The organism is Flavobacterium sp. LC2016-01, from assembly GCF_009711135.1.
Classification (GTDB): domain Bacteria; phylum Bacteroidota; class Bacteroidia; order Flavobacteriales; family Flavobacteriaceae; genus Flavobacterium.
In genome coordinates this window covers 32,811-57,939 of the sequence record NZ_WMIC01000008.1, presented here as the reverse complement: position 1 = coordinate 57,939, position 25,129 = coordinate 32,811, and the positions used below count along the sequence as shown (strand labels likewise).

The 25,129-nt window shown below is 32.4% G+C and carries 26 protein-coding genes; 14 read left to right on the top strand and 12 right to left on the bottom strand.

What is annotated here, in order from left to right:
* Window positions 1-83: 83 nt before the first annotated feature.
* From GKZ88_RS16500 to GKZ88_RS16480, 5 genes are all read left to right on the top strand, one after another.
* The gene (locus GKZ88_RS16500; RefSeq protein WP_155103453.1) at window positions 84-1,190 is read left to right on the top strand and encodes a glycosyltransferase; all 1,107 of its coding nucleotides are present in this window, start codon (window positions 84-86) and stop codon (window positions 1,188-1,190) included.
* The gene (locus GKZ88_RS16495; RefSeq protein WP_155103452.1) at window positions 1,181-1,732 is read left to right on the top strand and encodes a sigma-70 family RNA polymerase sigma factor; all 552 of its coding nucleotides are present in this window, start codon (window positions 1,181-1,183) and stop codon (window positions 1,730-1,732) included. The genes GKZ88_RS16500 and GKZ88_RS16495 overlap by 10 nt, the downstream gene beginning before the upstream one ends.
* A 155-nt stretch (window positions 1,733-1,887) precedes the next feature.
* Window positions 1,888-2,715, top strand: a complete 828-nt coding sequence (locus tag GKZ88_RS16490) for an energy transducer TonB (RefSeq protein ID WP_155103451.1) — start codon at window positions 1,888-1,890, stop codon at window positions 2,713-2,715.
* A gap of 111 nt (window positions 2,716-2,826) precedes the next feature.
* Window positions 2,827-3,564, top strand: coding sequence for a DUF4184 family protein (locus GKZ88_RS16485; protein WP_155103450.1), 738 nt, complete (start codon window positions 2,827-2,829; stop codon window positions 3,562-3,564).
* Between the two features lie 66 nt (window positions 3,565-3,630).
* Window positions 3,631-4,011, top strand: coding sequence for a PH domain-containing protein (locus GKZ88_RS16480; protein WP_155103449.1), 381 nt, complete (start codon window positions 3,631-3,633; stop codon window positions 4,009-4,011).
* Between the two features lie 54 nt (window positions 4,012-4,065).
* Here GKZ88_RS16480 and GKZ88_RS16475 read toward each other — a convergent pair whose 3' ends face one another.
* Entirely contained in the window at window positions 4,066-4,944 is an 879-nt protein-coding gene (locus tag GKZ88_RS16475; protein WP_155103448.1) for a M48 family metalloprotease, read from the bottom strand.
* A gap of 331 nt (window positions 4,945-5,275) precedes the next feature.
* On the opposite strand from GKZ88_RS16475, the gene lipA reads away from it, so the two are divergent.
* The 3 genes from lipA (at window position 5,276) to GKZ88_RS16460 (ending at window position 9,416) form a co-directional block, all read left to right on the top strand.
* Entirely contained in the window at window positions 5,276-6,142 is an 867-nt protein-coding gene (lipA, locus tag GKZ88_RS16470) for a lipoyl synthase (protein WP_155103447.1), read from the top strand.
* Between the two features lie 74 nt (window positions 6,143-6,216).
* Entirely contained in the window at window positions 6,217-7,215 is a 999-nt protein-coding gene (gap, locus tag GKZ88_RS16465; protein ID WP_155103446.1) for a type I glyceraldehyde-3-phosphate dehydrogenase, read from the top strand.
* Window positions 7,216-7,241: 26 nt separating this feature from the next.
* On the top strand, window positions 7,242-9,416 hold the full coding sequence (locus GKZ88_RS16460) for an ATP-binding protein (RefSeq protein ID WP_155103445.1): 2,175 nt from the start codon (window positions 7,242-7,244) through the stop codon (window positions 9,414-9,416).
* A gap of 24 nt (window positions 9,417-9,440) precedes the next feature.
* Here GKZ88_RS16460 and lpxK read toward each other — a convergent pair whose 3' ends face one another.
* Window positions 9,441-10,463, bottom strand: a complete 1,023-nt coding sequence (gene lpxK, locus GKZ88_RS16455) for a tetraacyldisaccharide 4'-kinase (RefSeq protein ID WP_155103444.1) — start codon at window positions 10,461-10,463, stop codon at window positions 9,441-9,443.
* Between the two features lie 128 nt (window positions 10,464-10,591).
* Here lpxK and GKZ88_RS16450 point away from each other — a divergent pair, with 128 nt between their 5' ends.
* From GKZ88_RS16450 to GKZ88_RS16440, 3 genes are all read left to right on the top strand, one after another.
* Complete coding sequence (locus GKZ88_RS16450) at window positions 10,592-11,686, top strand: Nif3-like dinuclear metal center hexameric protein (RefSeq protein WP_155103443.1); 1,095 nt, start codon at window positions 10,592-10,594, stop codon at window positions 11,684-11,686.
* Window positions 11,687-11,689: 3 nt separating this feature from the next.
* Window positions 11,690-12,469: a C4-type zinc ribbon domain-containing protein gene (locus GKZ88_RS16445; RefSeq protein WP_155103442.1), complete on the top strand. Its 780-nt coding sequence runs from the start codon at window positions 11,690-11,692 to the stop codon at window positions 12,467-12,469.
* Window positions 12,470-12,658: 189 nt separating this feature from the next.
* On the top strand, window positions 12,659-13,519 hold the full coding sequence (locus GKZ88_RS16440; protein ID WP_155103441.1) for an alpha/beta hydrolase: 861 nt from the start codon (window positions 12,659-12,661) through the stop codon (window positions 13,517-13,519).
* Window positions 13,520-13,607: 88 nt separating this feature from the next.
* Here the strand turns inward: GKZ88_RS16440 and GKZ88_RS16435 are convergent, their stop codons facing one another.
* Window positions 13,608-14,300: a winged helix-turn-helix domain-containing protein gene (locus tag GKZ88_RS16435; protein ID WP_230392539.1), complete on the bottom strand. Its 693-nt coding sequence runs from the start codon at window positions 14,298-14,300 to the stop codon at window positions 13,608-13,610.
* 62 nt (window positions 14,301-14,362) lie between these two features.
* Between GKZ88_RS16435 and GKZ88_RS16430 the strand changes: the two genes are divergently transcribed.
* The 3 genes from GKZ88_RS16430 (at window position 14,363) to rluF (ending at window position 16,808) form a co-directional block, all read left to right on the top strand.
* Window positions 14,363-15,514 carry a cytochrome P450 gene (locus tag GKZ88_RS16430; protein ID WP_155103440.1) on the top strand — a complete coding sequence of 384 codons (1,152 nt, stop codon included), beginning with the start codon at window positions 14,363-14,365 and terminating at the stop codon, window positions 15,512-15,514.
* A 13-nt stretch (window positions 15,515-15,527) separates the two neighbouring features.
* Window positions 15,528-15,872, top strand: a complete 345-nt coding sequence (locus GKZ88_RS16425; RefSeq protein WP_155103439.1) for an antibiotic biosynthesis monooxygenase — start codon at window positions 15,528-15,530, stop codon at window positions 15,870-15,872.
* A gap of 111 nt (window positions 15,873-15,983) precedes the next feature.
* Entirely contained in the window at window positions 15,984-16,808 is an 825-nt protein-coding gene (rluF, locus tag GKZ88_RS16420; protein ID WP_155103438.1) for a 23S rRNA pseudouridine(2604) synthase RluF, read from the top strand.
* Window positions 16,809-16,865: 57 nt separating this feature from the next.
* Here rluF and GKZ88_RS16415 read toward each other — a convergent pair whose 3' ends face one another.
* From GKZ88_RS16415 to GKZ88_RS16375, 9 genes are all read right to left on the bottom strand, one after another.
* Window positions 16,866-17,624: a trypsin-like peptidase domain-containing protein gene (locus GKZ88_RS16415; RefSeq protein WP_155103437.1), complete on the bottom strand. Its 759-nt coding sequence runs from the start codon at window positions 17,622-17,624 to the stop codon at window positions 16,866-16,868.
* A gap of 42 nt (window positions 17,625-17,666) precedes the next feature.
* Window positions 17,667-17,891 carry a hypothetical protein gene (locus GKZ88_RS16410; protein ID WP_155103436.1) on the bottom strand — a complete coding sequence of 75 codons (225 nt, stop codon included), beginning with the start codon at window positions 17,889-17,891 and terminating at the stop codon, window positions 17,667-17,669.
* Window positions 17,888-18,436: a DUF2589 domain-containing protein gene (locus GKZ88_RS16405; protein WP_155103435.1), complete on the bottom strand. Its 549-nt coding sequence runs from the start codon at window positions 18,434-18,436 to the stop codon at window positions 17,888-17,890. The genes GKZ88_RS16410 and GKZ88_RS16405 overlap by 4 nt, the downstream gene beginning before the upstream one ends.
* Window positions 18,433-19,203, bottom strand: coding sequence for a hypothetical protein (locus GKZ88_RS16400; RefSeq protein ID WP_155103434.1), 771 nt, complete (start codon window positions 19,201-19,203; stop codon window positions 18,433-18,435). Before GKZ88_RS16400 ends, GKZ88_RS16405 begins: the two co-directional genes overlap by 4 nt.
* A 30-nt stretch (window positions 19,204-19,233) precedes the next feature.
* Window positions 19,234-20,169, bottom strand: coding sequence for a DUF2589 domain-containing protein (locus GKZ88_RS16395; protein ID WP_155103433.1), 936 nt, complete (start codon window positions 20,167-20,169; stop codon window positions 19,234-19,236).
* 278 nt (window positions 20,170-20,447) lie between these two features.
* Window positions 20,448-21,194, bottom strand: coding sequence for a response regulator transcription factor (locus GKZ88_RS16390; protein WP_155103432.1), 747 nt, complete (start codon window positions 21,192-21,194; stop codon window positions 20,448-20,450).
* Window positions 21,187-22,935 (bottom strand): tetratricopeptide repeat-containing sensor histidine kinase, encoded by a 1,749-nt coding sequence (locus GKZ88_RS16385; protein ID WP_230392538.1) that lies wholly within the window; start codon window positions 22,933-22,935, stop codon window positions 21,187-21,189. The genes GKZ88_RS16390 and GKZ88_RS16385 overlap by 8 nt, the downstream gene beginning before the upstream one ends.
* 101 nt (window positions 22,936-23,036) lie before the next feature.
* Complete coding sequence (locus tag GKZ88_RS16380) at window positions 23,037-23,495, bottom strand: hypothetical protein (RefSeq protein ID WP_155103431.1); 459 nt, start codon at window positions 23,493-23,495, stop codon at window positions 23,037-23,039.
* A gap of 215 nt (window positions 23,496-23,710) precedes the next feature.
* Entirely contained in the window at window positions 23,711-25,105 is a 1,395-nt protein-coding gene (locus tag GKZ88_RS16375) for a DUF4173 domain-containing protein (protein WP_155103430.1), read from the bottom strand.
* Between the last annotated feature and the right edge of the window lie 24 nt (window positions 25,106-25,129).

Below are 25,129 nucleotides of genomic sequence, written 5' to 3'. Positions count from 1 at the left end.
ATTGGTTTTAGACATTGAAAATTAGGAATTCATAAGTACATTTGCACTCGCAAGATTCAGAAATTAAAAGATATTAAAATCAGATGCTTACAATTTTATTTTACTTTTTTATTGCTATCGTTGTTGTACAACTTTTTTATTACTTAGGTGTATTTGGAAAGTTTGCCTTTGCTAAACAACAAGAAATTACGCCAAAAAAACTCCCAGTTTCGGTAATTGTCTGCGCTAAAAATGAAGAAGAAAATGTAAAGAAATTTATACCGCTTTTAGCAGAACAAGATTATCCTGATTTTGAAATTGTTTTGATTGATGACGCTTCAAGTGACGAAACTTTAGAAGTTTTTGAAGAATTTGAAAAACAATATTCTAACATTCGTTTAGTAAAAGTTCAAAATAACGAAGCTTTCTGGGGAAATAAAAAATACGCTTTAACTTTAGGAATCAAAGCTTCTAAAAAAGATTACCTGTTATTTACAGACGCTGACTGTTATCCGGCTTCTAAAAACTGGATTACCTCAATGACATCACAATTTACCATGAACAAAACTATCATTTTGGGTTATGGAGGTTATGAAAAAATTGACCGTTCGCTGTTAAATAAAATCATTCGTTTTGAAACTATTTTAACTGCAGTTCAATATTTTGCGTGGGCAAAAATTGGAGTTCCCTATATGGGCGTTGGACGAAATTTGGCTTACAAAAAAGAAGAGTTTTTTAATGTAAACGGCTTCATTGACCATATTCAGGTGCGTTCTGGCGATGATGATTTATTTGTAAATCAAGCAGCAACCAAATCAAATACTACAATTGCATATAATCCAGAAAGTTTTACTTATTCAAAACCAAAGGAATCTTATAAGGAATGGTTCACTCAAAAAAGAAGACATGTTTCTACAGCAGAACATTATAAGTTTTTTGACAAAATGCAATTAGGGATGTTTTACACCTCGCAATTATTTTTCTTTATATCGTTTATTGTTTTATTGGCGTTCCAATTTCAATGGATTGCGGTACTGGCAATTTTAGCAACACGCTATACTGTTGCATGGACTGTAATGGGATTTTCGGCTGGAAAATTAAAAGAAAAAGACCTGAAAATTTGGTTTCCAGTTGTAGAGATAGTGCTTATATTAACACAAATTAATATCTTTATAACTAATATCTTTTCAAAACCGGTACATTGGAAATAAATTCTAAAATAGAAAAAGCAAAAAAAGGCGATCAGATCGCCTTTACTTTTTTATTAGATTTTTACTGGAATGAAGTGTACGGCTTTATGCTGAAACGCACAGAAAATGAAACAATTGCCGAAGATATTACCATCGAAACTTTCTCAAAAGCTTTCGACAAAATTGCCACTTACAACTCCGAATTCAAATTCAATACTTGGTTAATCAGTATAGCAAAAAATGTCTATATTGATTTGCTCCGAAAAAAGAAAACCAGTCTTTTTATCGAAATCACAGACAGTGAAGATCAACAGGCATACAATATCGCCGACCCTACTCCCTCTGCAGAAGATGCTTTAATTAAAGAGCAAAATTTATCCCGTTTGCTTTTATGCATCAAAGAACTGAAACCCCATTATCAGGAAGTTATTCAGTTGCGTTATTTTCAGGAAATGACATATCAGGAAATTGCTCTTAAGATTGATGAGCCTTTAAGCAATGTAAAAGTAAAATTACTGCGTGCTAAAAAATTATTAGCAGAAATCATTGAACGTAACAGATAATTCATTATCTTTAGGTAAAGAATAAAATATAATCATATTTTTTCTTAAAAAACTTAATTTCTAACATAATAAAACAACAACTTCCACGTTGTTTGCTAAAACCAAATCCTAATCGCGTATGATTTAAAGTTACTTAACCTTAAAATCCAAAAATCATGTCTAAATCAAGCATCTATGAAAGCAAGTGGATAAACCTTGTTTTCGAAAACAAAAACAAAGAGTACGGGGCGTATCAATTACGCCAAGAAAATTCTAGAACAACAATCAATGCCTTATTTATTGCATTGTTGTTAATCGCCGCCTTAGGAAGTGTATCGATGCTGATTAATAAGTTTAGAACACATGAAGCTGCTGGGCCTATCACTACTCTTCCAGATCCAATAGTTATTGTGAATGTAGATCCATTGGTAAAACCAAAAACAGAAGAAACTGTTGCTCCACCGGTACAAAAACCTGCAGTTACTGAACCAATTACTTCTGCACAATTAACAAATCCTGTGGTGTCTCGTACAGAAGAAGCTGTTCAGGAAATTGCAACTAATACTGAAAACACTCCTGTTGTAGACAATGCTACACCTGGGGATGGAACAATAACAAATGCAATACCAGGAAGTGGCAATACTGGAGGTGAAGCAATTAGTGAACCGCCAGTAATTAATGACCCTCTTCCTCCTACCGCATTAGACAAAATGCCTGGATTTCCTGGAGGAATGGACAAATTTTACAGCTATGTTGGAAATAATTTTAAAAGACCAGAATTGGATACTGAAATGACTCTTAAAGTATATGTTTCTTTTGTAATTGAAAGAGATGGCTCAATAACTGACATTATGGTACAAAAAGATCCTGGCTATGGAATGGGTAAAGAAGCTATTAGAGTATTAAAATCATTGAAAACAAAATGGACTCCAGGTATCTTAAACGGAAAACCTGTAAGAACAGCATATAATCTTCCTATCACAATTAAAACACAACCCGAATAAAATAATAATCGAAAAACTGAAAAAGCAGAACCTAGGTTCTGCTTTTTTTTTGATTTTCAGTTATTAAAATATCTTTATCTTTAAATCTATTTTACACAAACTAAAAACAAAATGCCATTTACATTTGCTCATCCTGCAATAATTTTACCGCTAAAATATTTCCCTAAAAAATGGTTTTCCTGCACAGGATTAATCATCGGAAGTTTAACTCCAGATTTTGAGTATTTTATTAGAATGAAAGTCCAGAGCAATTACAGCCATACAGTTGCCGGAATATTTTGGTTTGATTTGCCACTTGCAATTCTGCTGACTTTTGTATTTCATAATTTGATTCGAAATGAATTATTTTTCAATCTTCCAAATTATTTGAAATCAAGAACAATTGTTTTTACAGAATTTAATTGGACGAATTATTTTAGCAACAATCTATTTATTGTTTTATTATCTACAATCATTGGCATTGCTTCTCATCTTTTTTGGGATGCTTTTACTCATGAACATGGCTATTTTGTAAATCACATTCCAGAGTTGAAAAACACTTTTATTGTTTTTGGAAATAAAGTATCTTTTTGGAAAGCAACACAACATCTAAGCACTTTAGTTGGTACAATTGTCATAATAACAGCATTTTTGAAACTTCCAAAAAAGCATTCTTATAAATCTCAAGAAAATTTAAAATACTGGCTTATCATCATTATTGTTTCAACAGTTGTTCTTATACTGAAATTTTCCATTTCTTTTAATTTAAAAACTTACGGAAATATAATTGTTTCTATAATTTCATCCTTTTTACTTTCATTAATTATCACTCCTTTTTTAATTAAATCAAACAGCAATTATAAAATTTAACAAAATCCGTTACCTTTACATCTCCTTAAAAAGCAAAACAATTTTATTAAAATTAAAAACTAAAAAATGGGAATATTTTCTGCACTAATGGGCAACGCAGGTACTGTCAGCCAAGATGATCTATTAAAAAAATACGGTCAGCTTTTAACTGATAATGAAGAAATTGAAATGGGTTTCAAATTAATTCGTGATACTTTTATTTTCACAAATAAAAGATTAATCCTGGTTGACGTACAAGGAATTACAGGAAGCAAAACGGAATACAAATCAATCGCTTATAAAAGCATTACCCGCTTCAGCGTAGAAACTGCAGGTACTTTTGATTTGGATGCCGAATTAAAAATTTGGGTTTCAAGTGAATTACAGCCAAGTATTGTAAAGCAATTCAATAAATCTGTAAATGTGTATGATGTTCAAAAAGTTTTAGCACATCACGTTTTAGGATAATCTTTAAAATAAAAAAAACGGCAAATTCAAAATTTGCCGTTTTTTTATAGATTATTATTTCTTCTTAACCGTTGTTTTCTTAGTTGTTGTTGCTTTTTTTGTTGTAGTAGCTTTTACAACTGGAGCAGTATTTACAATTTTCTGCTGTACGTATGGTTTGTATAGACCATCGCTTTCAGCTCTCTTTTTTGCATCGTCAGCTCTTTTGGCAGAATCAGGATGCGAGCTCATCATTTTATCAAGAAAAGAAGCTTCATTTCCTTCGCTCATTTTTGCCAAAATTCTAAAAGCAGATTCTTCAGCATTGACATTATATCCGTTTTTCTTTAGAAAATTATACGAAAACAAATCGGCCTCAGCTTCTTGTTTACGGCTATGTTTACTGTCAATCATTGCGCTTCCAATTTTTCCTAGCTGACTGTCAGTGACAGCACTGATTTTTACAGATTGTGAAGATGCTCCATCGATTAAAGCTTCTTTTTGGTAAGCAGCGCGCATAGCATCTCTTGTATCATTATTGGCAACGTGACCAATTTCGTGACCAATAACTGCAAGCAATTCATTATCATCCATGATATCCATTAAACCAGAATATACACGAACGCTTCCGTCAGCTGTTGCAAATGCATTTACTTCTTTCAATTTATAAACTTTATAATTCAGCGTATATCCTTCACCTGAAGTATATTTTCCAAAAACTCGGTTTAATCTTAAAGTATAACCATCATTTGGTCCTGCAACTTCATTCGTAGAATCTAATTTACGAACAGCTTCTTTAGACAAAGCTACAGCATCTGCATTAGTTAAGGTAAAACTAGTAACACCTTTTTGCAGCGCTCCCATCGCTTTATCACCTAAACTAATTTGCGCATTCATTTTAGTTAACCCCAATGTGGCAAACAAAACTCCTAAAACTATTAATTTCTTTTTCATGTTTTTAATCTATTACAATTTAACAACAAATGTACTACATTATATTTCTATTTTTATTTTGAAAAACGCTATTTTATAACAAATAAAGGTATAAAAATTAAAGGATTAAAAGTCAATTAGATATCATAATTATAGGACTTACAGGCACAGAGAAACAAAAACAGAAATATTTTTACAAATGCGATTCAGAAAAACTTCATTTTTAACATTTAATGCAAATTATACTCAAAAACAGCTTCACCCTTCATAAAACATCAATGCATCAAATTAACCCGTAAACAAATCCCTAAATAAACTACATTGCTTATCTTTGTGTTTTGAATTTTGATATATGGAAACAGTCATTGAAAATATACCAGCAGGAAAACCGAAATGGTTAAAGGTTAAACTTCCTATTGGACAAAAATATACTGAACTTCGAGGTTTAGTTGATAAATACAGCTTAAACACGATTTGCACTTCTGGAAGTTGCCCAAATATGGGTGAATGCTGGGGTGAAGGAACAGCTACTTTTATGATTCTTGGAAATGTATGTACTCGTTCGTGCGGCTTTTGCGGTGTAAAAACCGGAAGACCTGAAACGGTAGACTGGGATGAACCTGAAAAAGTAGCACGTTCTATTAAAATCATGAACATCAAACACGCTGTAATTACAAGTGTTGACAGAGATGATTTAAAAGATGGCGGTTCTATCATCTGGATAGAAACTGTAAAAGCAATCCGCCGAATGAACCCAAATACTACCTTAGAAACTTTAATTCCGGATTTTCAGGGAATCGAAAGAAATATTGACAGAATTGTTGAAGCAAATCCTGAAGTAGTTTCTCATAATGTTGAAACGGTTCGCCGTTTAACTCGTGAAGTGCGTATTCAGGCAAAATATGACCGCAGTCTTGAAGTTTTGCGTTATTTAAAAGAAAAAGGAATCAACAGAACTAAATCTGGCATTATGCTGGGTCTTGGCGAAACTGAAGAAGAAGTTTTTCAAACTATGACGGACTTACGCAATGCAAATGTTGACGTTGTAACTATTGGTCAATACTTACAGCCAAGTAAAAAACATTTGCCTGTAAAGGAATTTATTACTCCCGAACAATTTGAGAAATACGAAAAATTTGGACTTGAATTAGGTTTTCGTCATGTCGAAAGCGGGCCGTTAGTTCGTTCTTCATACAAAGCACAAAAACATATTTTATAAAAAAGTTTAGCCGTTTAATCGTTTAATTGTCAAACCGATTAAACGAATAAACGATTAAACAAATCAACTAAAAATTGAAAACAAGAATTGCTATAAATGGTTTTGGAAGAATTGGAAGAAATTTATTCCGCTTGCTTTTAAACCATCCCGAAATTGAAGTTGTTGCTATCAACGATATTGCTGACAACAAAACAATGGCACATTTAATAAAATACGACAGCATTCATGGTGTTTTGCCTTATGCCGTAAGCCATAATGAAGAATCAATTATTGTTGATGGAAAACCGTTTGTATTTTTTCATGAAAAAAGCATTTCTAATTTAGACTGGAAAAGCCATAATATTGATTTTGTAGTTGAATCGACTGGAAAATATAAAACGCACGAAGAATTAAATGCGCATCTAGAAGCCGGGGCAAAAAAGGTGATTCTTTCAGCTCCATCAGAAGTTGACACAATTAAAACAGTAGTTTTAGGTGTTAATGAAAATATTTTAGACGGAAACGAAACAATCGTTTCAAACGCAAGCTGTACAACAAACAATGCTGCACCAATGATTAAAATCATTGACGAATTGTGTGGTATTGAACAAGCTTACATTACAACAATACATTCATATACAACTGACCAAAGTCTTCACGACCAGCCACATAAGGATTTACGCAGGGCGAGAGGCGCAAGTCAGTCAATTGTTCCAACAACTACAGGTGCAGCTAAGGCATTAACAAAAATTTTTCCTAAATTGCATCAAAAAATCGGAGGATGTGGCATTCGTGTTCCAGTTCCCGATGGTTCATTAACAGATATTACATTTAATGTAAAACGTGCTGTTACTATTGAAGAAATTAATAACGCATTTGAACTAGCCTCAAAAACAAATTTAAAAGGAATACTAGATTACACAGAAGATCCTATCGTTTCTGTTGATATAATTGGCAATACGCATTCGTGCTTATTTGACGCGCAACTTACTTCAGTCATTGATAAAATGGTAAAAGTAGTGGGCTGGTACGACAACGAAATTGGTTATTCGTCAAGATTAATAGATTTGATTTTACTGATAAGAAAAAAATAGAATTCATTGTAAAAGCATTGCCATACATGAAATACCGCATTCTTATTCTTGTTTGTTTTTTAAATTCATTTTTGTATTCTCAATCTAAAAAGAATACAGATAGTGTTTCCTATTATAATAAACTAGTCAACTCAAATCTTAATAAGAAAAAGTATAATCAGGCCGTTTTTTACACAAAAAAATCTATTGATTTTTGCCAGACTAACAACAAAAGTGAAAATCTAGCCAATCAGACTTTCAAACTGGGAAAAATTTACTACAACCAGCAAAAATTTGATGCGGCATTAAAAAACTTTCATAAAAGCGTTTCTTTATTTGATAAAGTAAAACCAACTTGTACCAAAATATTGGCTTTACATTATATCGGCGCCACCAATACAGCACAAGGAAACTTTGAAATCGGTAATATTTATTATAAAAAAGCCGACAGTCTATTAAAAGAGCTAAAACTTGTTGATCACGCTGAAGTTTTGAATTATCAAAAAGCAACCGCGCTTAAAACTGGTAAAAACTTACCGCTTGCCGCTAAAACTTTTCAAAAAATAATAAAGAAACCTGATAATCCAAAAATCATTAAAACCAAAGCCGATTCTTATTATCAGCTTGGATTGATTGAAACAACATTGAAACGAAATGATTCTGCTTTAGTTTATTTTGACAACGCATTGGATTATAGCGCCAAAAACAATGACTTGTTTCAAAAATCGAAGATTATTCTCGCTATCAGTCAGTACTACAAAAAAAACAGAAACTTCGACCTTGCCTATTCTTATCTCGACGAACATTATCAGATCGAGAATTATATTTTAAAACTTAAAAATGCGAAACTGGATCTCAACGAATTTGAGAAATTCAAAAAAACGCAGTCGATCAATAATACACTTAAACGCGAAAGCGATCAAAAAATTCAATTAAAAACGTATCGTTATTCAAAATTGGTCAGTATTTTGGCAATTGCCTTAATTTCGATTTTATCTCTTTTGAGCTTGGCTTTATACAAAAACAATATTATTCGAAATCAGAATAATTTACTTTTAAGAGAAAAAAACAAGGAACTTATTCTCGCCAAAAACAAAGCCGAAAAAGCATCAAAAGCCAGATCTGAATTTTTATCGACAGTGAGCCACGAACTCCGGACACCGCTGAATGCCATAAACGGAATTACACATTTGCTTTTAGAAGATAATCCGAAAAAAAATCAGCTGAAATATTTAGAATCACTTAAGTTTTCAGGAAACTATCTGACAACCTTTATTAATGAAATTCTGGAAATTAATAAAATTGACTCTACAAAAGTTGAAGTTGAGTATATCAGTTTCAATTTAAAAGAGCTTTTATTCAATATTCAGAGTTCGTTAAAAGAATTGGCTACTGCTAATAAAAACTATTTCAATCTTGAAATTGATGAAACAATTCCAGATAATTTAATTGGAGATCCAACAAAATTATCTCAAATCATACTCAACTTAATCAACAATGCTTTAAAATTTACTCAAAACGGTCATGTCAATGTGATTGCAAAATTATATGCAATTGAAGAAGAAAATGCAACCGTTTATTTTGAGATTGTTGATACCGGAATTGGTATTCCTGAAGACAAACTGCAGACGGTTTTTGAAAGTTTTTCACAAGGTTCTATCGAAGTAAACCGTAAATATGGCGGTACAGGATTAGGACTGACTATTGTAAAAAAATTAATTGAACTTCTGGGCGGCGAAATAAAACTTAAAAGTGAAGTTGGCAAAGGATCAACTTTTACCTTTAAATTGAATTTCAGTATCAACAAAGAGCCTTTAGAAGTGGTTGAAGAAACGATAAAACTTTACAGCGACAAGCAATTAGAGCACAAATCGATTTTATTAATTGAAGACAATAAAATCAATCAGATGATTACTCGAAAAATGCTCGAAAACAAAGCAATTCAGTGTCAGATTATCGACAATGGTGAAGAAGCTGTAGAACTTTTGAAAGTAAATCGTTTTGATATGGTTTTGATGGATGTGCATTTGCCTGGCATCAACGGAACAACAGCCACAAAACTGATTCGAGAATTTGACAAAACTACACCTATTATTGCCTTAACTGCTATTTCGCTTGACGAAAACAGAGACATGCTGTTATCTTTTGGAATGAACGATGTAATTACAAAACCGTTTGTTCCTGATGAGTTTTACAGCACAATCGCGAAGTTTTTTGACTAATTAAGGTTCTGAGATTCTAAGTTGCTAAGACCCTGAGCTTATTTTTACATATTCTAAAACCGTCGCATCAAAATTTTGTTGATGATTGATAAAAGTACTTTTTATTGGAAGATAATACAATTGCGAAACCAGTTTAGAATCTTTTAAACGAACATAATCTTTTTCGGTTGTAATGATTTTTTTGCCATTTGCTTTATTCTGAATTGATTCTAAATCTGCGTCAGAAAAATGATGATGATCAGGAAAAGTCAAACATTCATCATTTTCATTTTTAAGATAATCGAAAAAAGGTTTTGGTTTTGCAATTCCGGCCAAAAGCAATTTCGATTCAGATCTAATCTGATTGACTGCTATTTTTCCTTCTTTACTATAAATTTCATCGTCGTAATCTATAAAAGTAAAAAAGCTTTGCTGCGAACAGCTTAAATTTAATTTTAATCGAATTTCAGCTTGTTTTTCATCTGACAATTCACTCGGGCATTTTGTTACAATTACAATCTTTGCTCGATTTGCTCCACTTCTGCTTTCACGCAAATTTCCTGTCGGAAGCATAAAATCATCCGCATACAAATCATCATAAGAAGTCAATAAAATATAAAAACCTGCTTTTACTTTTCGGTGCTGGTACGCGTCATCAAGCAAAATTACCTCTGGTTTGTTTTTCTGCGAAAGCAATTGTGTAATTCCATTTGTTCGGTTTGCATCAACTGCAACCTGAATATTGGGGAATTTTTGATAGAATTGAAAAGGTTCATCTCCTAAAATTTCAGCGTTAGAATTTGCATCAGCCAAAACAAAACCTTCAGATTTTCGTTTATATCCACGGCTTAAAGTTGCAATTTTATAATGATCAGAAAGTAATCGGATTAAATATTCGATTTGAGGCGTTTTCCCGGTTCCGCCAACGCTTAAATTTCCAACCGCAATAACAGGAATATCAAATGAAGTCGATTTCAGAATTCCTTTATCAAAAAGAAAATTTCTGATTGAAGTAATAAATCCGTACAAAATAGCGAACGGGAAAAGTATTTTTCGGAGTAGATTCATTTTACGAAAGTATAATTTTTTTCGTTAATTTGTTTTACGAATTTGTTTCAGGTTTCAAGTTTCAAGTTTTCTTAACAGCATGAAACTTGAAACAAATAAAACCTGAAACTTGAAACTAAAAGTAAAAAATGAAAATCAAAAATATTATATCTGTCCTCGAAGAAATGGCACCTCTGGCTTATGCCGAAGATTTTGACAACATCGGCCTTTTAGTTGGAAATTCTGAAACAGAGAGTACCGGAGTTTTAGTTTGTCATGACGCTTTAGAAAATGTAATTGACGAAGCTATTTCGAAAAACTGCAATCTGGTCGTTTGTTTTCACCCGATTTTATTCTCGGGAATAAAAAAAATCACTGGCAAAAATTATGTGGAACGTGCCATTCTAAAAGCCATTAAAAACGACATTGCCATCTATGCCGTTCATACTGCTTTAGACAATCATTCGGCTGGAGTAAATAAAATATTCTGCGATGCTTTGGGTTTAACAAATACCAAAGTTTTGATTCCGAAACAGAAGTTCATTCAAAAATTAGTCACTTACACAGTTCCTGAAAATGCTCAAAAAGTTCGCCAGGCTCTGTTTGATGCTGGCGCTGGAACAATTGGCAATTATGAGAATTGCAGTTTTAATTCCAACGGAATTGGAACCTACAAAGGAAATTCTGAAAGCAATCCTGTAATTGGAGAACGTCATGAATTAACAGAAACTGAAGAAATAAAAATCGAAGTTACATTTGAAAAGCATTTACAATCCCGAATTTTAAAAACACTTTTTGCCAATCATATTTATGAAGAAGTAGCTTATGAGATTTATAATCTTGAAAATTCCCATCAAAATATTGGTTTAGGAATGATTGGTGAGTTTGAAAATGAAATGGACGAGAAAGAATTTCTTCATTTTGTAAAAGATAAAATGATTGCAGACGGAATTCGACATTCAGCCTTTAGAGGAAAAAAAATAAAGAAAGTTGCGGTTTTGGGAGGTTCTGGAAGTTTTGCCATAAAAAATGCAATTCAGGCTGGAGCCGATGCTTTTTTGACTGCCGATTTAAAATATCACCAGTTTTATGAAGCCGAAAATCGATTACTTTTAGCCGATATTGGTCATTTTGAGAGCGAACGCTATACAAAAAACTATATTGTTGATTATCTTCGAAAAAAAATCCTTAATTTTGCATTCATTTTATCAGAAGAAAATACAAATCCAGTTAAGTACTTATAGAATATGGCGAATACGAAAGAATTAAGTGTTGAGGACAAGTTAAGAGCAATATACGATTTACAGCTTATTGACTCTAGAATTGACGAAATCAGAAACGTAAGAGGAGAACTTCCTTTAGAAGTGGAAGATTTAGAAGATGAAGTTGCAGGTTTGAGCACTCGTTCAGAGAAACTGAAAAGTGAACTTGAAGTGATTGAAGAGCAAATCAAAGCAAAGAAAAACGCTATTGAGGAGCACAAAGAGGTTATCAAAAAATACACAAAACAACAAGAATCAGTTCGTAATAACAGAGAATTTAATTCTTTGACTAAAGAAGTTGAATTTCAAGAATTAGAAATTCAATTGGCTGAAAAGCAAATCAAAGAAATGAAAGCTTCTATCGAACATAAAAAAGAAGTTATTTCTAATTTAAAAGAAAAACTTGACGCAAAAAGCTCACATTTAAAACATAAAAAATCTGAACTTGATGCAATTATGGCTGAAACTCAAAAAGAAGAAATCTTCTTATCTGAGAAATCTGCTGAATTTGCTGCGCAAATCGAAGACAGATTATTAGCTGCTTACAACAGAATCAGAAGCAGTGTTCGTAATGGTTTAGCAGTTGTTTCTATCGAAAGAGGAGCTTCAGCAGGATCTTTCTTTACAATTCCACCACAAACTCAGGTTGAAATTGCTTCAAGAAAGAAAATCATCACAGATGAGCACTCTGGAAGAATTTTAGTTGATACTCAATTAGCTGAAGAAGAAAAAGAAAAAATGGAACAATTGTTCTCTAAATTCTAAATAACAAGGTCCCGATTTAATCGGGACTTTTTTTTTGTTAAATATTTTTTTGCCACTAATTTCACTAATTTCCACTAATTTTCAATTTGTTTCTAAATGGAATAAAAATTCGTGCTAAATTTGTGTAATTCGTGGCGAAACTTTTTTTAATCGATTCCCGCATATTATTTTACATTTAAATTACTTGTTTTGGGAATTAAAAAAGGAATTCGTTTTATTACATTAAAATCAGTTGGGTCATATATTAACTTTTTGAGTTATGTTCGTCCGCAAAAGGCTGTTGAGCTTTCATACGCACTTTTCAGCCAGCCTAGAATTGGAAGACTGCAAAAAGAAACACTTCCAAAAGTTTTAAAAAACACAGAAACCGAAACTTTTCACCATAATGAACATCATTTTCAGACTTATATATGGAAAGGAAATGAAACCAAAATTTTATTAGTACACGGCTGGGAAAGCAATGCCTCACGCTGGAAAAAAACCTTGCCACATCTTCAAAAATCAGGAAGTACTATAATTGCTATCGACGCACCTGCGCACGGGCAAAGCAGTGGAAAAGAATTCAATGTGCCGCTTTATGCTGAATTTATCAATAAAGCTGTCGAAAAATATCAACCGGAAATTATCATCGGACATTCTATTGGCGGCGCGGCTTGTGTTTATCATCAATATTTATTTCCAAATACCAGCATCAATAAAATGGTGATTTTGGGCGCTCCATCAGAATTAAAAACTTTGATTGACAATTATATCGCAATGTTAAGTCTGAATACCAAAATGTTTTCACTTTTAGAAAGCAAATTCATGGAACGTTTCAACTTTAAACTGGAAGACTTTTCAGGACAACGATTTGCTTCCGAATTTAATGTTCCTGGTTTAATTGCGCATGATACTTCAGATAAGATTGTTGCTTTTGAAGAAGGAAAAAAAATCGCCAGCAATTGGAAAAACAGCCAGTTTATTGAAACTAAAGGTTTGGGTCATGGCATGCATGATGATGAATTATATGATAAGGTGATTGAGTTTTTGTTTTCTGAAGGCTCAAAGTAACAAAGAGACAAAGGAACAGAGGTTTTACCGCATTTTTATCATTCCTCGTTCCTCGGAATGACAAACTTTATCAATAAATCTAAAGAGTCTAAACAACAATCTTAAAATACTTCAGTAACTCCTTCTCTCCTTTTCCCGTAACAATTATTGCGCGTGAATTTTCAGTTTTTCTGAGCCAGTCTTCTTTTATCATTTTATTGAAAAGCAAAGTTCCAACTGAGCCTGCAATATGATTTCTTCGTTCACTCCAATCCAGACAAGGTTTTAAAAATATTCGTTTTTGTTTTTGAGCTTCTGCTAAATTAATTCCGAAATCCGAAAACCATTTTTCTCCTTCTTTGCTAATTTCGAAAACATTGCTTTTTTCTACAAGTATTTTTTGCTCCAATAAACTATCGGTTAAAGCAACTCCAATTTTTCCGGCCAAATGATCGTAACAAGTTCGGCAGAATTTTATTGGCGGATAATTTTCGGTTTTATTTTTTGAAGAAAGTTCAGGCTTCGGAACTAAACTTGCCATTGCTTCAAGCGCATACGCCACTTCTTTATTCGAAAATCTGTAATATTTATGGCGTCCTTGTTTTTCTACACAAAGTAAATCGGCATCAAGCAATTTTCCTAAATGCATGCTTATGTTTTGTGGTGAAGTATTTACAGCAACAGCTAATTCTGTAGCCGTAAAAGCTCTTCCGTCCATTAAAGTCCACAGAATCGAGGCGCGCGTTGGGTCACCAATTAAGGATGCCGTTTTTATAAACTGATCTTCCATTTCGATATTCATAGTTAAGCGCAGAATGAAGTATTGCTTTGTAAAGTTAAATAACTTTGTCAAAAACATTCAACATGAATTCGACTTTATTCCTTCAATCTGATGTCAGCAATCCTTATTTGATCTATAAAACCATGTTGCAAAACAATCCTGTTTATTGGGATGAATCTAATAAAATATGGGCGATATATTCTTATGAAGATTGTATATCTATTTTGAAAAATCCACAGGCTGAGATTCCGGTTGTAAATCAAAACAACGAACAAAAACTGAATCAAAAGGCATTGGAAATTTTAAATAACCTGACACGATTATCAAATGGAATTCAACATGAAACTTCAAAAGAAATCGCGATGTTGTTATTTTCTAAAATGAAATCGGTTGAAACTACTACCATCATTTCTCAATTAATAAAAGATAATTTAACCGAAAATAAAATCGATTGGGTAAATTCGGTTTGTAAAAAATTACCCGTTTTGGTTGTTTTGAAAAGTTTTGGCTTTGAAGAAAAAGATAGTGATTTCATTTCAGACCGAATTGAAACTTTAGTTAAAATAATGCTTCCGCAGAAAACAGAAGCACAAGTAAAATCTATTAATGAAATTTCATCAGCCATATTTTCAATTGTCGAAAAACAACTTTCTTCATTAAATTTTTATGAATCTTTGATAGTTAAAATTCATGAATCGAATTCGCTTTCGCCTGACGAAATAAAAACAATAAGTATTAGTAACTTGATTGGACTATTTATTCAGAGTTTTGATGCAGGACGTGGACTTCTAAGCAATTCATTACTGCAAATTCTTGATCATAAAACATTTTCCAATAGAACTGAAATTGAAAAATCGGTTATTGAAACTGTGCGTTTTGATCCTCCAATTCATAATACTCGCAGAATTGCAACTGACGATTTTTACATCGGCGAAAGCCAAATTAAAAAAGATGATTTAATATTAGTCGTTCTTGCATCAGCCAATCGCGATCCTGAAAAGTTTGAAAACACACTGGATTTTGATATTGAAAGAAACAGCAATAATGAAAATCTAACTTTCGGAATTGGCGGTCATATGTGTCTGGCAAAATATTTTTCCATTCATTTGACAACTGAAGCTTTATGGTTTTTATTTGACAACTATAAAACGATACAACTTTTAGAAAATAATATTCAATACGAACCCATGATCAACGCCAGATTACCAAAAACGATCTGGATTTCATTACAATAAAAAAACAAAAAATATGATAGCTGTAATTTTTGAAGTTATTCCGAATGAAGGAAAAAAAGAAGAATATCTAGACATTGCCGCGGGTTTACGTCCAGAATTAGACCACATTGAAGGATTTATTTCGATAGAACGTTTTCAGAGTTTTAGCAATCCAGAAAAAGTTTTGTCATTGTCTTTTTGGAGAGATGAAGAAAGTATTCAGCAATGGCGAAATCTTGAAATGCATCGCCATGCACAAGCTAAAGGACGAAATGAAGTTTTTAAAGATTATCATTTAAGGATTGCGCATGTAGTTCGCGATTATGGAATGTTTGATCGGAAAGAGACACCGCAGGATAGTTCTGAATTTCATTCTTAAGATTCTGAGATGCTAAGTTGCTAAGGTTCTAAGTTTTTTTCTTTTCTAAATATCTAAGAAGTCTAAAATCTAAAATTCTAAGAAGTCTAAACTTTTGCCTATTTTTGCAGTATGGAAGAGAATTTAAAACGTCTGAATAAATTTATTGGAGAAACCGGGTATTGTTCTCGTCGTGAGGCCGATAAATTAATTGAAGAAGGACGCGTAACAATTAATGGAGTTGTGCCTGAAATGGGAACTAAAGTTTCGCCAGATGATGAAGTACGCATAGACGGAAAATTGATTGTGGAGAAAAATGAAAAACTGGTTTATCTGGCTTTCAATAAACCGGTTGGAATTGAATGTACAACGAATCTTGAAGTTCGAGACAACATTGTGGATTATATTAATTATCCAAAACGTATTTTCCCGATTGGAAGATTGGATAAAGCCAGTGAAGGATTGATTTTTATGACCAATGACGGTGATATTGTCAATAAGATTTTACGCGCCAGAAACAATCACGAAAAAGAATATACGGTAACGGTAAACAGACCAATTACGGATCGTTTTATAGAAAGAATGGGAAATGGTGTTCCGATTTTGGATACGGTTACCCGAAAATGTAAAGTAGAGCAAATTAGCAAATACACTTTCAAAATTATTCTGACACAAGGTTTAAACCGTCAGATTCGTAGAATGACTGAATATTTGGGTTATGACGTTACGGCTTTGAAACGTATCCGAATTATTAATATTTCTTTAGATGTTCCGGTTGGGCGTTACCGCGATTTGACTGATAATGAAATTAAAGAATTAAATCAGTTAATTGAACCTTCGAGCAAAACCGAAGAAGCAAGTTTACCTAAAGTTGAAAGTCCAAAACCAGCTTCAAATAGAAGAACAACTTTTATTTCGAAACATGATCCTCGATTTAAGAAAAGAGGAGATAATTAAATATAAATCAAAAATGGTCGCTATAAAATATAGCGACCATTTTATTTATTAGACTTATTATACCATCCAGCTAAGAAGTTTATCTTTAACTTCTTGTGTAATACGTACGCCTTGATTAACTTCCTTATCGGTTTCACGAGTATGAATCCCAATTATTTCTGTTGTGCCATCTAGCACTAATGCAGATCCACTTGCTCCTTTAACAGTTGAAATTGGATAGCGAAGACTTAAAGGATTAACTTCTGTTAAATTGCCTTTCGCTGCCGACATAGCTTCATTAAACCATCCATAACCATTAATTTGTAATGGTTTGTTTTGAAGTCCTACATCTGTTTTTACTTGCATTAAAGGAAGAGTTCCTCCCGGTTTAATGGCTTTTTTCAATTTAACTATGCCATAATCCAAATTAATATCTTCTTCAATAAGTTTTTCATTTAAAAATCTTAAAGGAACATCATCTGGTATTGATACGCTCTCGTATCCTTTTGGATAAAACCATCCTTCTGCCTCAACCTCTCCAAAAGGTACTATTGGAACGTTGCTTGCTCTTATAAATTTAACACTCACTGCTTTTCCTCCGCGGTTTTTAGAGTATAGATTATGAGCGCAGGTTAACAGATACAAACTTTCTTCGTCTCCATCATTTTTCCCAATTAGGGTGGCTGTTCCTATAAACTCTTCAGTAGTGCTAGGAAATACAGTAACTAATAATCCAACCGTTTTATAAGGTGCAATTGTAGTATCTGGAACTCTTAATGGAGTATTTCCATGAATGGGTTTAAAAACATTCTCTTCTTGTAAATCATTAATTTTCATAGTTTTAATTTTTAAAGGTTAATTAACTTATTATTTTCTTACTTATCTTGAAAAAGTACTCGACTCTCTCACCATCTGTTCTGCTAATGAGATTTCCTGCAAATGACGTTTCATGTCTACTGGAACATCCATATCCATCGTTAAATGACATGCAGGACAAATAATGTTTTTCTTCATCACAAGATCCATCATCGTAAACTTAATTTTGAATCTGCAGGCAGGACATTCAAGTCCGTTAGGCTCCTCTTTTGGTTTTGAATTTTTCATAACTCTATTTCTTTTATGTTATTAATTTCACCCATCATTGCTAAAAGCTGAATAATACCACCTGGCATATCTCCATCAATCATGTTGAGTCTAACCTTCATATTAGATTTCATAGTCTCCATATTACTAGTGGTACTTGGAGTCAAAAAAGCTTTTATCGCTGATTGTCTTTGAGGCAATCTTGCAGTTGTCCCATCATCATCTAACAATGAAGGAGGTTGCTCCTCTTCGTCTATGTCTACAGTTATCATTTTAACTTTCATATCAAAATTGGCGTCTTTGATCCGTAGCATAGGAAGCTGGATTAAGGACAGTACAGGCAAACTAAAAACTTCAATTTTACCTTGTTCGTTTGTATACGAAAAGCTGACCATTTTCAGTTTTGGCAATTTTCCTTTTTTGTCCCAATCATCAAATCCATAGTCCATTATAAACTTGGTTATTCTCTCAGATAAATCAATATCAGCCTGAATAACTGCTTCGAGAGGGGCCAGAAAAATATCTGTTAGTCTTGTTGCCCCTGTACTGAATAATCCTTTTCTCATTTTTCTGATGTATTTGCCGGTACTCTTTCTACCATTATATTTCGCATTTTCATGACTACTTTAGCTTTTTGTATTGCATCTGGCGGAAGCTCTTTTAAAAGTTGCGCATCTACAATTATATTTATGCTTTTTGGAATATATTTTACAGAAGACTTAACAGAATCATCAATTTCCTCAATATGTTTATCGAGATTGTTTTTGACTTTCTCTGAAACATGATCAAGACTAATGTGCTTACTAAACGGTGCCATATGCTGATGGTTTAAAACATTTCGTTCCACTGTATCTTGTGCAAGCGGAATTAATGTATTTGCCACAATCTGATAGTGCTCCAACTCTTTCTCATTTGATTTATTAAGAAGAGTATCGAGCTCATTAACAAAAGGCGTTTTTATATCAGTAAGCATAAAATCAATTAATTTTCCCGATGAAAGATTTTTTTTGATCTCCAGCCATTTGACATTCGAAGATTCCGGAGAAAGATCGACCTCATCAATAATCTTCTTTTGATATCTTAGTAAAGTCTTTTTTATCAATCTTTTCATCTTGCTAAATATCAAGGCTATATCAAAACTTTCTTGATACCCTATTTCATCTTTTTTCTCGTAAGCATAGTTTATATCTAGCGTAATCTGTTTTATTTCAGCAGTAGGAATAGGGAGCAGGTTGTTATCCCGCTCACCTAATTTCTGAGAAAATACGTAAGATTCATACTGTGCCTCTACGAGGTTATTAAGAACATCTGTAAATAAATTTTCCACTGTCATGGCTGTACGTATTTAAGGTTAAAAAATCAATTAAGTCGTTGGTAACTGACCAATGAAAGATAGTACGCCAGACGCGCTTAATCCTTGTTTAGCATCTGCTAGTGTAAAGCCTACTGCTTCGCTGTAAGCATCTACAGAAGTTAATGTACCATTTACAGTAAAGGTTACATTACCATTATCGTCTGTTGTTTGCTCTGGTACAGCATCAAAAGTGATGTTTTTACCTGCATCAGGTGTAAACGTAACTTTTTCACCAGCTAAAACAAGTCCGTTAGAGTCTTTAATATTTGCAGTTATATTTACAGCAAATTTTCCGTCTTTAGCTAAAGTAGCTGCATCAACCTGAGGATTTGCAGGAGAGAAAGTAAACGTTCCTTTTGAATTTGCATCTGTAATACTTGATTGCAGAATATTCAAAACCGTTGCAAGTCCGGCAGGCATGTCTGATTGTCCTGCATGTACTTGTACATCCATCGTATATTCTACAGAATATTTAGACTCTTCAGAAGCTTTTGAATCTTTTTTACTTGAATAATTCGCTTTAAACTCGGCTGAAACACTAAAAGGTCCATAACCAAAACTTGCTTTTGCACTACCTCCTGCTTCTGTACTTTCGGATGAAGAGGTTTCAGAAACTGAAGATGAAGATGCCGAAATATTAGCCTTAAAATTAATTTGCACCTCATCTATCGCGATATACGGTATTGGCACAATAGTCAAGAGCGGAACGATAAGCTTTGTCATTTGTCCGTTTTTGTTGTAATAAAACGTTACGTTAACTGCTTCTCTTTTTCCTGTCGCTTTGTCTTCGTTAAGACCTACTTGTTGAATAAATTCCCAACTTGTTTTAGCCGCCATAGCTTGGGCTTTGATTGCAGCATCAAGAGGACCACCAATAAGGGATGAAAACGGTAATGCCTGTAAGGCATTTGTCGCCACTGTGGACGGAGTAGTATCGATTGGCATGATAAAAATTATTTAATTACCTACTCGTTTGGTTTTTCGGATACACCTCGTTTTTTAAAGTGGATTCTGAACTCCACTATACTCAACAAAAATCAAAAAACGCTAGCAACAATTTGATTTTCAATAGTAAAGCTATCTCATAATTTAAGTTGTAAATCAAAATATGGTATGAGAGCAGTATTTATTGGTACAAGATTTAATAAGTGAGGTATAAGATTATTTAAAAAAAAAATCCTTCAAGAAGAAGGATTACTTTTGTCAATTATATAAATTCCGGATTATTTTAATATGGTAAACTTGCTCACAAAGTCTTTATATTTTTCACTAAGTATTACAGCATGATTTCCTTTTAAAATTACCATATTATCGCTCAGAATAATTTCAACAATTTTATTTGAGTTTACGATATAATTTCGATGTGTTCGAATAAATTTTACCGGATCTAATATTTCTAAAATTTTAATTAGCGACATTAGAATTAGAAACTTTTCTTTCTCGGTAATAATATTGCAATATCTATCTTCAACTTCTATATAAGAGATATCTTCTGTACGTACTTTTTTGAGTGCTTTGTTTTTTTTAATAAAAAGGTATTTATCACTAATCACCGCATTTTGATTTTTACCCGTTAGAATATTTGGCTGATGATAAAATTTTTCCACTGCCATTTCGAGTGAGTACAAAAGTTCTAATTCGTTAAAGGGTTTTAGTAAAAAACTAAAAGGCCGAGTCAGTTTTGCACGATCAAAAATTTCACGATCTTTTGAACTTGTCAAGAATACGAATGGCTTTAAAGCATTAGGAACAATACTAATCGTTTCGGCAAAAGTAATACCATCTGGTTTGCCATCTAAATAAATATCTATAATGATGATGTCCACAACATTATTATAAAATAGATCTAAAGCCTGTTTAAATGTTGTAGCAACACCGGCAACATTGTAACCATTTGCAATGAGAAGAGAAGCAATTAAACTACTCTCTTCATTATTGTCTTCAATTACCAGTACATTTATATTATCCATTTTTTTTACTCTTAGGCAGTATTATAATGAATTTAGTCCCTTGATTTTCTACACTCTTAATCTTCAACTTTCCATTATTTTTGCTTATTAAGTTTTTACAGAGCTGCATTCCCAGCCCAGTTCCTGTAGTATCATCTGAATGTTTTTTTGAAAGCAGAAACGATTCTTCTAAAATTTCTTTTTGAAGAGAAGGACTCATCCCTATTCCAGAATCTTCAATTATTATATGACAGAAATCCTCTTCGATGTCACAATCTGTATAAAGAGAAATTCTTCCCTTCGAAGGTGTAAATTTGATTGCATTATCTAATAGATTTCTAATAATTATTTTTAGCGAATCTAGATCGGCAAGAATATAAACTTCTTCGGAAACTTTATTTTCAAAACTTATTTCTTTATCCAGTAATAAGGCTTTGTAGTTATATTGAACTTGTTCGACAATTGAATGAAGATGAAGAGATTCAATATAAAAATAAGATTGTGCCGTTTGCAGTATTGCCCAATTGAGTAAATTATCTAATAAATTATAGGCCGCATTTGTTATTGCAGTATTTTTTGCCAGCAAAACATCTAATTCTGAAAAATTTCTGTTTTCAAGATTTTCTAATAATTTAGAATTACTTCTTTTCAAAGCACTAACAGAAGAACGCAAATCATGGCTTACGATGGAAAAGAGCTTATCTTTTGTATGATTTAATTCGTTTAATTCATTTTTCTGAATTAGAATAATTTTATTGCTTCTACTTTTTTCTCTATAAAAATAAATACCGGCACCAAACAAAAGCAGTAGTAATACGGATACAATAAGAAACATATTTCTTTCTGCATTTTTGAGTTTATTTTCGGCTTCAAGAACATCGATTTCTTTTTGTTTTTGCTTTACTGCAAATTTCTTTTCTAAATCTGCCACCGCCCAAACTTTATTTTGATCACGTAACGAATCTCTCCATGATTCATATTCTTTGCGGTACACTAAAGCTTTTTGGAGGTTTTTTCTGTTTTCTTCAACAATTGCCATATTAAGAGTGGCATTTTGTTTTAGTTCAAACGATTTAACTTTTGCCGCTAGCTTATATGCTTTTTCGAAGTAAGGAATTGCTTGACTGTCTTTAAATTGATTATAATACAAATTAGCAATGTCCATGTAAGATCCAACAAGTAACAGGGTATCTTTTTCAATTTCTTGTAATTCTGAGGCTTTAAACAAATAAGTCTCTGCTTTATCAAACTGGCCAAGATGTAAATAACATAATCCTATATTATGAAAAGCATTGCTTTTTTTAAAATTGCAATTATAATTTCCCGGCTTTTCTACAGCATGAAAATAAAATAAAGCATCTTTAAATTTATTTTGTTCTAAAGCAATTTCACCAAGATTGATTTGAACCTTGCAATAAAATTTAAACTTTCCAGAGATTTTATTAAAATCTTTCACAGCCTCTTTAAACAACTTTTTTTCTTTAAAACTGAATCCTCTAAAATAATAACAGTAATCTGTTACTGCCGAATTCCTATTACTTTCAAGTTGCCTTACAGAATAAACTAAGGTCGAATCCCAATTCTTTTTTGTGAAATAATATTGTGCCTTATAAAAATCGATATCGTCTTTATATTCTTTTGCTTTTAATTTTATTTCTTGGGAAAAAAAATCATTCTGAATGACTTTTCCTTGAGAATAAAGATAAAAAGGGGAAGAGAATAGTAGTAAAAAATTAAATAGTATACTTTTTAGCATTGCCATTTTTTAGGTGATCGAAAGAAACAGAATTGTTATTTCTAATCACAAACAATACTAATATTTTAATTGTTTGTGATTATAGAGATCAAAATTACAGAACTAAATTAGGCTGCTGATTGTACAGTTGTTACAGTACCTCTCGAGGTTACAGGATCTATATCCCATAAAAAAGTCTGAATCGTTTTTATGTGAGATATTTGATCCTCAAAAGGATGAGATTTTGCTTCGAAGGTAACCTCATACACGAAAAAATCTTTAGAAACTGTTTCAGACATATCATATGATACAAAAAATTGAAGTTGCGGAAATCCTTCAATATCTGTATACCAGTTTTGGTAAATCTTAAGATCTAGCGCTTCATTCGGAAAAGGTGGTACAAAAATGACAGCTGTTATAGTTATTGTATCATTATCATATAAAGCTTCTACGAGAGGTGATAAAAGAGATTTTGATTTGTTTTCAGGAAATTTAATTAATCCTCTCGAATTTTTTACAACTTCTGTAATTCTTTCTCCAGGCGGTTTAACTGTCTTTCTCCTTAATTGGTCGTTGTTGTTTTCCATAATACTATTTATTAATTATATTTATGTAGTTTACTTTGGGATAACAAAAAATCTATTTAAGAACTGCGTAATCAAAAAAGTATCGAAAATTATTACAAATCAAATATAGTAAAGATTTTCTTAAGAATTTGCTTTCGCAGATTGCTAAATCATAAAATTTAAAAGTCTCATTATACATGATAATGAGGCTTTTAAAATATTTACAATTTAAATGATTACTTCTTTTTATTCAAAAAATCGTAGTACAATGCTTTAGACAAAAAAGTAGAATTTTGATAAAAATCAATCAATTCCTCTCTTTGCATTTCAGTTTTATTTCCATCTAAATGATTTTCTAAAAAATACGCTCTTCGAGTATCATCATTAAAATTCAAACTGCTTAGAAATTGTGGCGTTACTCCTTTATTTACAGAAATATTATAATTTGTAATTAGATTCCCCCAATTCACATAACTGCACAAAAGAACCGTTCCATAAAAATACCAGACCATTTGATTGACCAAATAAGCATTTGTTTTTTGCTTCGTAATTTTTAAATAAGAATAAACCAAGCCAATAATTGCTAAGACAAGAAAAGCAAAAACCCCCAAACGTTTATAGGTTAATCCAAAAAATGAAACATATTCAGCATTTTTGACAAAGGTGCTTACAATTAAAATTCCATTTAAAAAGATCCAGATTTTTGCCAATCTTTTAAGCCAGATTGCTTTTTTGTCAAAATTGAATCCTCCTTTGAAATAAAATAATATTACACCAACCGCCATCAGAATTGAAAAGATAACAGAATTTACCCTTTCATGCGTATCTGCACTCAACTTAGAAGCCTGTGCTGTAACTGCTTCAAAAAACTGTTCGTAATTGTAAGTTGCAATAAAAACCAAAAGCATCAAATTTAACAGCACTAAAGTAATCACACCGCTTTTTCTTTCGAAATCTAAATCAAGGAATGAAAATGTATTCTGGTTTTTGACTTCGTCTATATTTTTAAATTCATTGTCAAGTAGTTCATTTTTTTCATAGCAAACTTCCGGTACCCAGTAATTCCAAAAACTGAATGAAATATAAAACCCTGCAATGCTAAGGAGTAAAAGCTGTGGAACGTCAACATCTAAAGTATAATCTGTAAATAATGATGAGAAATGGTCGCTCCCAAAAGAATAGACAATAAAAAACAGTCCAAGGAAAATGGCAGGAATTACAAAAAACGCAATTAGTTTTTTGGCAAAATTATTATGGATTTTCTTCTCTGGAAGCCATTGCTTAAAGATCCAAATACGCCCTAATGAAACAATTCCGTTTAAGAACACCAGCGGGAAAATCTGAATGATTTTTAATTTGTTGTCCTGCGTTTTGAATTGTAAAAACAATATTGACATTGCCATAGCAAAAAACGAAGGTGCGTCACCGTACCAACCAAAAGCCAGACATGACAGAATTGATGTTACAACTAAGATCAAATGTGTTCTTTCAGTAAATTTATCCTGAAAGACATAGCAAATAAAACCAGTTAGCACAAGTCCGAAAATAGACCAGTTAAGTCCTGGATCTTCTCTATAAAAAAGCAGTAAAAAAATAAAACTGCAGACAAAAATAATGTGATGTTTTTTCATGATTAAAAATTAAAAGTACTTTGC

What these genes read in the sequence shown, in the direction of transcription:
- GKZ88_RS16500 (WP_155103453.1), top strand. Translation starts at nt 84, where the DNA reads ATGCTTACAATTTTATTTTACTTTTTTATTGCTATCGTTGTTGTACAA.
- GKZ88_RS16490 (WP_155103451.1), top strand. Translation starts at nt 1,888, where the DNA reads ATGTCTAAATCAAGCATCTATGAAAGCAAGTGGATAAACCTTGTTTTC.
- GKZ88_RS16485 (WP_155103450.1), top strand. Translation starts at nt 2,827, where the DNA reads ATGCCATTTACATTTGCTCATCCTGCAATAATTTTACCGCTAAAATAT.
- GKZ88_RS16480 (WP_155103449.1), top strand. Translation starts at nt 3,631, where the DNA reads ATGGGAATATTTTCTGCACTAATGGGCAACGCAGGTACTGTCAGCCAA.
- GKZ88_RS16475 (WP_155103448.1), bottom strand. Translation starts at nt 4,944, where the DNA reads ATGAAAAAGAAATTAATAGTTTTAGGAGTTTTGTTTGCCACATTGGGG.
- lipA (WP_155103447.1), top strand. Translation starts at nt 5,276, where the DNA reads ATGGAAACAGTCATTGAAAATATACCAGCAGGAAAACCGAAATGGTTA.
- GKZ88_RS16460 (WP_155103445.1), top strand. Translation starts at nt 7,242, where the DNA reads ATGAAATACCGCATTCTTATTCTTGTTTGTTTTTTAAATTCATTTTTG.
- lpxK (WP_155103444.1), bottom strand. Translation starts at nt 10,463, where the DNA reads ATGAATCTACTCCGAAAAATACTTTTCCCGTTCGCTATTTTGTACGGA.
- GKZ88_RS16450 (WP_155103443.1), top strand. Translation starts at nt 10,592, where the DNA reads ATGAAAATCAAAAATATTATATCTGTCCTCGAAGAAATGGCACCTCTG.
- GKZ88_RS16445 (WP_155103442.1), top strand. Translation starts at nt 11,690, where the DNA reads ATGGCGAATACGAAAGAATTAAGTGTTGAGGACAAGTTAAGAGCAATA.
- GKZ88_RS16435 (WP_230392539.1), bottom strand. Translation starts at nt 14,300, where the DNA reads ATGAATATCGAAATGGAAGATCAGTTTATAAAAACGGCATCCTTAATT.
- GKZ88_RS16430 (WP_155103440.1), top strand. Translation starts at nt 14,363, where the DNA reads ATGAATTCGACTTTATTCCTTCAATCTGATGTCAGCAATCCTTATTTG.
- GKZ88_RS16425 (WP_155103439.1), top strand. Translation starts at nt 15,528, where the DNA reads ATGATAGCTGTAATTTTTGAAGTTATTCCGAATGAAGGAAAAAAAGAA.
- rluF (WP_155103438.1), top strand. Translation starts at nt 15,984, where the DNA reads ATGGAAGAGAATTTAAAACGTCTGAATAAATTTATTGGAGAAACCGGG.
- GKZ88_RS16415 (WP_155103437.1), bottom strand. Translation starts at nt 17,624, where the DNA reads ATGAAAATTAATGATTTACAAGAAGAGAATGTTTTTAAACCCATTCAT.
- GKZ88_RS16410 (WP_155103436.1), bottom strand. Translation starts at nt 17,891, where the DNA reads ATGAAAAATTCAAAACCAAAAGAGGAGCCTAACGGACTTGAATGTCCT.
- GKZ88_RS16405 (WP_155103435.1), bottom strand. Translation starts at nt 18,436, where the DNA reads ATGAGAAAAGGATTATTCAGTACAGGGGCAACAAGACTAACAGATATT.
- GKZ88_RS16400 (WP_155103434.1), bottom strand. Translation starts at nt 19,203, where the DNA reads ATGACAGTGGAAAATTTATTTACAGATGTTCTTAATAACCTCGTAGAG.
- GKZ88_RS16395 (WP_155103433.1), bottom strand. Translation starts at nt 20,169, where the DNA reads ATGCCAATCGATACTACTCCGTCCACAGTGGCGACAAATGCCTTACAG.
- GKZ88_RS16390 (WP_155103432.1), bottom strand. Translation starts at nt 21,194, where the DNA reads ATGGATAATATAAATGTACTGGTAATTGAAGACAATAATGAAGAGAGT.
- GKZ88_RS16385 (WP_230392538.1), bottom strand. Translation starts at nt 22,935, where the DNA reads ATGGCAATGCTAAAAAGTATACTATTTAATTTTTTACTACTATTCTCT.
- GKZ88_RS16380 (WP_155103431.1), bottom strand. Translation starts at nt 23,495, where the DNA reads ATGGAAAACAACAACGACCAATTAAGGAGAAAGACAGTTAAACCGCCT.
- GKZ88_RS16375 (WP_155103430.1), bottom strand. Translation starts at nt 25,105, where the DNA reads ATGAAAAAACATCACATTATTTTTGTCTGCAGTTTTATTTTTTTACTG.